At 69.0% G+C, this 7,526-nt stretch carries 6 protein-coding genes and 1 pseudogene; 2 read left to right on the top strand and 5 right to left on the bottom strand.

Going from position 1 to position 7,526, the window contains the following annotated elements:
- From ACIRR9_RS53565 to ACIRR9_RS53550, 4 genes and pseudogenes are all read right to left on the bottom strand, one after another.
- Positions 1 to 973 (bottom strand): annotated as a pseudogene (locus tag ACIRR9_RS53565) (hypothetical protein); the annotation flags it as partial.
- An 894-nt stretch (positions 974 to 1,867) separates the two neighbouring features.
- Positions 1,868 to 2,698: an SDR family NAD(P)-dependent oxidoreductase gene (locus ACIRR9_RS53560; protein WP_403768601.1), complete on the bottom strand. Its 831-nt coding sequence runs from the start codon at positions 2,696 to 2,698 to the stop codon at positions 1,868 to 1,870.
- Positions 2,699 to 3,856: 1,158 nt separating this feature from the next.
- Positions 3,857 to 4,210, bottom strand: coding sequence for a nuclear transport factor 2 family protein (locus ACIRR9_RS53555; RefSeq protein WP_365351543.1), 354 nt, complete (start codon positions 4,208 to 4,210; stop codon positions 3,857 to 3,859).
- 113 nt (positions 4,211 to 4,323) lie between these two features.
- A complete protein-coding gene (locus tag ACIRR9_RS53550; protein WP_403768598.1) occupies positions 4,324 to 5,070 on the bottom strand; it encodes an SDR family oxidoreductase in 747 nt (248 codons plus the stop codon).
- A gap of 190 nt (positions 5,071 to 5,260) precedes the next feature.
- Here ACIRR9_RS53550 and ACIRR9_RS53545 point away from each other — a divergent pair, with 190 nt between their 5' ends.
- On the top strand, positions 5,261 to 5,878 hold the full coding sequence (locus ACIRR9_RS53545; RefSeq protein ID WP_403768595.1) for a TetR/AcrR family transcriptional regulator: 618 nt from the start codon (positions 5,261 to 5,263) through the stop codon (positions 5,876 to 5,878).
- A gap of 163 nt (positions 5,879 to 6,041) precedes the next feature.
- Positions 6,042 to 6,323, top strand: a complete 282-nt coding sequence (locus ACIRR9_RS53540) for a hypothetical protein (protein WP_403768592.1) — start codon at positions 6,042 to 6,044, stop codon at positions 6,321 to 6,323.
- Between the two features lie 105 nt (positions 6,324 to 6,428).
- Here the strand turns inward: ACIRR9_RS53540 and ACIRR9_RS53535 are convergent, their stop codons facing one another.
- Entirely contained in the window at positions 6,429 to 7,397 is a 969-nt protein-coding gene (locus tag ACIRR9_RS53535) for a helix-turn-helix domain-containing protein (RefSeq protein ID WP_403768589.1), read from the bottom strand.
- Between the last annotated feature and the right edge of the window lie 129 nt (positions 7,398 to 7,526).

Here is a 7,526-nt window from a genome sequence, read left to right as displayed (position 1 = left end):
CGGGAGGACCGTCCGGCACCAAGAGGTACTGAGGATCTACGCCCGGACCCGCTGCAAATGCGTCAGCCAGGATGTCTTTACCATCAACCAGCGCCCGAACCCCCCACGTTTGCACGCCTCTGCGCGGGATCAGGAACGACAACGCGAAGGGTGAGGCAACGCTTCTCATCAGCCACCGAACGATCGTCCGATGCGCCGGGACCGGACGTCGCGCCGATGTGGGGTTGAGGTCCTCGGCTCGCGCCGCGATGTAGCTGCTCCAGTCCCTCTTCGCCCGATGCACCCGACGGACAGCAGTGTTGATGTGCATGTCGAAGAGGCCAGCGAGGACGGCAGCGGGGAGAACGAGAGCCAGTGCGATGCGAGCGGTGTTGCGGACTGCCGTGATCTTGATGCCGTGCCGGTTGAGCTTGTTCGCAAAGGCAGCTGCATGGGCGGGTCGGCCAGGGACCCTGCCGGGGAAAAGGAACTGAGTGGCGGCAATGGCTCGGCCCACAGCCGATCGATCGCGAGGTGATTCGGCAAGCTCAAGCACCAATCGAGCCAGGCGCGGTGGGAGCACGAGGAGTTTATCCCCGAGCCTCAGATCAACGCGGTCATTCCCGCGGTTGAGGTCTTCTGGCTGCAGTTGCAGAACGCGTTGGACAGTGACGCCGAAGAGCAGGACCAAGGCGCCGGCGACCCGGACGTCGACCGGGAGATCGACGTCGTTGAGGCAGCGTCTGAGCAGTTGGGGGCACCGGTCGTCATCGATGAATTGCACAGGGTGCCCATCGCGGGGTGCCGGAACCGCAATCGAGCCGACGATGCGGCGGCGGACCGCCCAGTCCAGGAAGCAGCGAACGGTGTATCGCTGGCGGGGGTCGGAGATGAGCCGGCAGTCGATGACTTCCTGGCACAGCGCGTCGAGCGACTTGTCTTGCTCGTCGAGCCGGGTCAGAAAACGCAACGCGATTCTGATCCTGGACTTCATGAACTCGCTGGAGCCGTATGTGATTCTTCGCCGTCGCGCGTTGCGACGTGCTCGGAGGAGAACGTGCCAGTGGGCGAAAGGGCGGATCAGGCGAACATGGTGCGTTGGGCTTTGCTCCAATAGCCCGTCAAGCCATGGGGATGGCCTCGCAGACGGGGCTCCGGTCGACGTGTGGGCCACGGCCCGGGAGTCGCCTGGGGACGGCGGCGGCGCGCGGATCGCATCCGGCGCAGGCCGGACTGCCAGCAGGGTGCGGCCCTTGGGCGACGGGGGACCTGGCTGCGACGGTAGCGACCGCGGCCTTTGGCCGCCTATGCCCTGCGCGGCGTCCACTCGTCGGGCACATGGTGCTCTTCAAGATCAGGAAGACGACTGGCGCAGGACGCGCATTGACGGTAGATCAGCTGCTCGTTGACCAGCCTCTGATGCACGCCCTCATCCGACTGCGCCCCTCCCGGCACACAACGCCCTGTACGGTGCCGCGGTCGTCACGGCGTACATGGACGCCACGGGTGAAGCTGTCGCCCCGCCGTACGGTGCGCTGATCGACCTTGCCCGCGTCGTGGCCATCGGTGCGGCCCGCGCCGATGGCCACGACGCGGCTGACCGCATTCGCTCCTGGCGGATTTCATCTCACTGGTTGTACGGTGCCTCGGACTTCCTTGGTCCGGGGCACCGCCCGGTGCAGCGCAGTTACAATGAGGCGAGTAGCAGATGTCCACCACCTCGGGAGGCCCCCCGGCCCGGTGCTGTTCGATTGCCCTCCCCCTCCGAGAAACCAGCCGGAGGACCCAACGGAAGCCTTCCGGATCCTGACGCTGCGGCTGCGCAGGTCCTGGGCGGGCGATGCCCAGCCCTTCGGTCCGTCCTCGCGCCGGGGTCTGGTGTTCTCCCTCAGACCTGCTGGCCGCCCGCCCCCGCGCGGGCGTGCCGGCGTCCTTCGTGTGTTCCGACCATCGGTCGCTGGTCAGGAGAGGTGATGATGCCGCCCGCTCCGTGGAAGACCAGGTTGTTGGCGCTGATGCCGGGACGGTCGAGGAGCTGGGCGAGCGAGGCGCTGATGAGTTCGCTGACGTCGTCGCAGTCGAGGAGCGTTTCGGAGAGCGCGCCGTGGGCCAGCCAGAGGGGCAGCAGCTCCTTGCGGGTGTCGAGATCGAAGTCGCGGTTGAAGTCGGTGCCCGCGGTGTCTCCCACTTCCACACGGGTGAAGCGGTGTCGGGGATGCTCCAGGCGCAGACTCAGCAGCGCTTGGTCCAGAGCGGCCTTGCTCGCGCTGTACGCGCCGACACCGTGGTAAGGGCGCCCCACGCTTCGTGACGAGACGAAGGCCGTGACACTGCCGGGGGAGAGCTCGGGCAGCAGGTGGGAGGTGACGAGGAGAGGCCCTACGACGTTGGTGGCGAACAGCCGCTGCCACACCGGCGCGGTGGTCTTCGTGATCGGTGTGATGGGGGATACGGCGGCGCAGTGCACCACCAGATCGATCCCGCCCAGCCCGGCGAGGGCCTGCTCGGCGATGCGCGCGCAGTCGTCGGGGTCGGCGAGATCTGCCGGTACAGCCAGAGCGCCCGCTTGGTTCGCGACGGTCTGCAGCAGGTCCCTGCGCCGCGCCGCGACAGCTACGCGTGCGCCGCCGGCGGCTGCGGTGAGGGCGATGGAACGCCCGATTCCGGAGGACGCTCCGACGACGAGCACTCGTCGGCCGGTGAAGTCCGTCTGTGGCATGGAATCTCCCTTGGCAGGCACGTAGGGGTGGGCGTCGCCGGGTCTCGGAGGCTCCGAAAGCGTAATGCGGTATCGCGAATATGAGAATAGCCTTCTCGTACACTGCGTGTCCGCTCCTGCACGGCCGTGCAGGCCCGCGCGTGGTGACGCTCGGAGAGGGTCTTGTTGGTGTGCCGAGGCGGGTTGGGGTTGTTGTAGGTATCGGTAGGGCGGAAGAGTTTGTCAGCACACCGGCCGGTGACCTCTGCCATGCCGTCTGCCTCGCGGTCATAGCGGCCCTCCATGTGCAGGCGAGCCATGGCAGCCCGGCACTGTGCTGGGCTGATGCGGAATTGGTGTGCGATGCCGGCTGTGGGGCGTCAAGTGCCCGCAGCCGCGCGGTGTGCCGCATCCGGCGGGGAAGCCGGTTGAGTGCTGACACGAGGCCCCTGCTGCGAAGGGCTTCGACAGCAGTGTCTTCCGAGCTTCGCTCGCGTTCGTTCCCGTCCAGGAGCTTGACCGTCGTCACCTCGGGCCTGGAGCACACCGAGGCGAAGGGGTCGGTCACGAGGTGAGAGTCGGCAACTGCCTCCTGCTGGACGCAGAGGATGACGCAGGGCGTGAACTCCTGTGCCCGAGAGGGCCTTTCGCCGTGTTCCGGCCGAGGACTGCGGCAGAAGGCCACGCGAAGCCGACATCTCGCAGCGCGGGACTGGTCACACGTTGCGCCCAAGCCCGAAGGAGCGTGAACAGGTTCGCACGTTCTGGACCAAACACGCTTGGCGGCAGAGCTGTTGAACAGTTCACCGGTGCCCGGCAGCAGCGCTGCGTTCAAGCGGGCGGCGACTCTCCGAGCGGGTGTCGATTTTCCGTGTCTGAGAAGGGATTGCCGTCTCGCTCCGGCGACGTGACCGGGGCGGCGGGCACTCGCGCCGGCGTCACACATCGATTCCCCGCGCGTGCCAGCGGCGACCGGGAGTGCGTGTGTCCCGGCCCCGCCGGCCAGGCCTTCGGCGTGGCCGGCGTGCCGCCGCCGTACCGGCCATGCCTCAGCCCCCGCGTCCGCTTGGGGACTTCAGCCTCTGTGCCGCCGACTTTCCACCTCCATCCAGTGGTTGACGCGCCTGACGGCCCGGGACCGGGGGCCGCTCACCGCAACCGGGTGAAATGCCGGTCGGCTCAGGCGGTGAACACGGTGAGCAGGGTGGCGATCCTGCCGTCCCGGACGGTGATGATGTCGATGCCGCGTGCCGCCGGTTCGCCCTCGGGGCCGAACGCCCAGGCGAGGGCGCCGTCGTGCGGTCCGGCGTAGCGGCGGCCGTCCTCGGTGAAGCCGAAGTCCTGCGGGACCTTGTCGAGCAGGGTGCGGGCCTTGTCCTCGAGCGCGTCCCAGCCCGTGCTGACGCCTTCCGGGTCGGTGAACACGACGTCCTCGGTGTAGATCCGTTCGATGGCCGCGCGGCGGGAGCCGGGGTCGCGGTTGCCGAAGACCTCGTGCAGGTTCGCGGCGAGCAGGTCGGTCACGGTGTGCATGGTGCTCCTCGATGGGTGTCGCCGGGGCGGCGGCCGGGACCGGCGGTCGCGGCCGCCGCCCCGGTCGGGCCGATGGGGAAGGGGGTGCCGGATCGCTCGGCCGGCGGCCCCGGTCAGATCTGGCTGGCGCCGCCGTCCACGTAGATCTCGGCGCCGGTCATGTAGCTGCTGGCGTCGGACGCGAGGAACAGTACGGTCTCGGCGATCTCCTCGGGGCGCCCGAGCCGGTTCATCGGCACCCCGGCGGCGAGGCCCTTGAGCAGTTGCTCGGCGGATGCGGGGTCGCCGGCCAGACCGCTGAGGCCCGGGGTCTCGACCGGGCCGGGGGCGATGCTGTTGACGCGGATGCCCCGGGTGACGAGTTCGGCGGCCCAGCTGCGGGTGAGCGAGCGGAGGGCGGCCTTGCTGGCGGCGTACACGCCGAACGACGCGGCCCCCTTGGTGTCGATGTTGGAACTGGTCAGGATGACCGAGGAGCCCGTCCTGAGGAGCGGCAGCGCCTTCTGCACGGTGAACAGGGTCCCGCCGACATTGGTGTTGAACGTCTCGGCGTAGTGATCCCAGGTCACGTCGGGCAGCGCCGCGAACGCTCCGCCGCCGGCGTTGGCGAACACGACGTCGAGGCCGCCGCGCTCCCCGACGACGGCGAACAGCCGGTCGAGGTCGTCGAGGTCCGCGACGTCGGCACGGACTCCGGTGGCGCGGTCGCCGATCGAGGCCACCGCCTCGTCCAGGGCCTGCTGGCGACGCCCGGTGAGGAACACGTGCGCGCCTGCCGCGGCCAGTCGCCGAGCGGCGGCCAGACCGATGCCCGAGGTGGCCCCGGTGACGAGGGCGGTCTTGCCGTCGAGCTGTCCCATGGTCGTGTCTCCTTGCGTGGGGTTGCGTGTCACTGGATCGGACGACCGGTCCGGCCGGGGTGCTCGCTCCGCTGTTCCACGGCGACCACCCCATTTCCGTACCGTTCGATACCGAATAACGACGGCACCCCGCGGACTATTTCCGTACCGGCCGGTTAAGATTTACGGGACGGCTCGGAACGGGGTGCGGATGGCTGAGCGGGGCAGACCCCGGGGCTTCGACGCCGACGCGGCACTCGACCGCGCGGTCGAGGTCTTCTGGCGCCAGGGATACGAAGGCGCGTCGCTGAACGATCTCACCGACGCCATGGGCATCAACCGGACCAGCATGTACGCGGCCTACGGCAACAAGGAAGAACTGTTCCGCCGCGCCGTGGCCCGGTACGCCGAGGCGGACATGGCCTATGCCCGAGACGCACTCACCCGACCCACTGGGTACGCCGTCATCGAGGCCTTCCTGCGGGCCAACGCGGACGCGCTCACCCGCGCCGACCGCCCGCCCGGATGCCTTTCCGTCCAGGGCGGCCTCGCCGAAGGCGGCGACAACGGCCATATCGCCGGGTTCCTCGCCGAAAGCCGGCTGGCCGGCGAACGGGCGCTGGCCGACCGGCTGGCCCGCGCCGTCACGGAGGGCGACCTGCCCGCGGACACCGATCCACTCGCGCTGGCCCGCTACGTCATGGTCGTCAGCGAGGGCAACGCCGTCCATGCGACCGCAGGCGCGGGACGTGCGGCACTCCACGCCACCGTGGACATCGCGCTACGCGCCGTCCCGGGCAACGGCGCTGGAGCCCCCGGACCCGTGTGACGCCGCCTCCGCCGTCACACGTGTCGTGACGAGGCCCCTTGCGCCAGGTGTCCACGTCCCTGGCCGGAAGAGCCGTTAGCGTGGTCAGCTCCCGAGTCGTCGGGGAGGCCGCCGGCCGCGGCCACCGTACGACAGCGGTCTTCCGCCGCAACCGGTACGTACCGTGCCCGCCTACTGCGCCGTCGCCGCGGCCAGCGCTGCCCAACTGGAAGCATGCCGGACCCACCCCGCCGACTGGACCTACCTCAGCCCGCCGGCCCTCCTCGAAACCGGTATCCGCACCGTGCCACTGATGAAGATCGTCGAGGTCGTTTCGGGCGCGCTGACCCGCCCCGAGATTCCCTCGCACCTGACCTCGTCGAGTTGGTCCGGGGTACCGGACACGCCGCAGTGGTCGTGTCACACGCCGCCGGCTCCCTGGTCAAAGACGTCGGCTGCGGCCTGATTCCCGAGGCGTTCGCCCTCTGGAGGAGTCCGTCTGCGACGCGACGGGCATTGACCGCATCACCAGCGATGTCCTCGGGCCGCGCATGGACGCTTCCGAGGTCCCTTAGATCCAGCCTCTCTTGGCCGCCTCGACTCCCACCTGGAAGCGGGTTTCGAGGCCGAGGCCGGACGCGATCGCCCCGATCCGGCGGGTCACCGTGCGCGCGCTCGTCCCCAACTGCCGTGCGATCGCGTGGTCCTTGTAACCCGCCTGCATCATCTTCAGCAGCAGGAGGTCCTGTGGGCTCGGCCCGTCGGGCGTCGCCGGAGCGGTCGCGACGAGGGATTGCGCACGTTGCCAGTAGGAGTCGAACAATTCGAGGAGCGCATCGAGCAGGCCCGACTGGTGGACGACGGCGATCCTGTCGTAGCGGCCCGGGACCAGCGCGACCAGCGCGACGCGCCGGTCCATGATGCGTAGCCGGAAGGGCAGGGTCGGCAGGATGCGGGCCTGCTCGCCGATCCGGGCGAGGTGGGTGATCAGTTCGAACCGGCCCGGCTGTGCCAGCGCCTCCTGGGTGTAGACCGACCGTATGTCGACGCCGCGGCCCAGTAGGTCCATCGTCAGGGCCTCTTCCAACTCGGTGCTGTAGGGGCCGAGATAGGGAGGACGGTCGAGCACCCAGAAATGGGTGCGGACCGACTGCATCAGCTCGGCGACGCGCAGCGTGATCTCCGCCTCGCCGGTGATCACCTCCACCAGTCCGGTCGGATCCTCCTGCAGCCGATGGGCACGGTAGTCGTCCGCCAGATCGTCGACGGTGCCCCACACGGCGGTGAACGCCGCCTCGGTCTCGGCCCGGCGTCTGGCGAGCAGTGCCCTGAGCGCCGTGTGCGGGCTGACCGGCCGGTACTGGCCGGGTCCTTCCTTTCTCAGCATGCCCAGTTCCACCAACCGGGAGACGGCGCGTCTGATCCGGCTGGGCGTGGTGCCCAGGGTCTCGGCGATCTCGGCCGCCGTCCGGTCCGACGTGGTGAGGTAGGTGCGGTAGACCTGTTCGTCGAACTCGCTGATCCCCAGGGTGCTCAGCACCGGTTGCCCTCCCAGCGATGGCCGTCCGTCGAGCTGTCGGTACGGCCGTGGCGCGAATCGCCAACTGGCGATGTACGACACGAGTTTGATCTAGACATTCGCCGTTCACAAGCTTTCACTCTGAACGTT

Origin of the sequence: Streptomyces sp. NPDC101234, assembly GCF_044767525.1 — a bacterium.
GTDB lineage: Bacteria > Actinomycetota > Actinomycetes > Streptomycetales > Streptomycetaceae > Streptomyces > Streptomyces sasae.
The sequence above is the reverse complement of the archived record's forward strand: the minus strand, read 5'-3'. Positions and strand labels throughout refer to the sequence as shown.

Bases quoted from the DNA above. Each gene is read 5' to 3' on its own strand.
- ACIRR9_RS53560 (WP_403768601.1), bottom strand. From the start codon at position 2,698: ATGCCACAGACGGACTTCACCGGCCGACGAGTGCTCGTCGTCGGAGCG.
- ACIRR9_RS53550 (WP_403768598.1), bottom strand. From the start codon at position 5,070: ATGGGACAGCTCGACGGCAAGACCGCCCTCGTCACCGGGGCCACCTCG.
- ACIRR9_RS53545 (WP_403768595.1), top strand. From the start codon at position 5,261: ATGGCTGAGCGGGGCAGACCCCGGGGCTTCGACGCCGACGCGGCACTC.
- ACIRR9_RS53555 (WP_365351543.1), bottom strand. From the start codon at position 4,210: ATGCACACCGTGACCGACCTGCTCGCCGCGAACCTGCACGAGGTCTTC.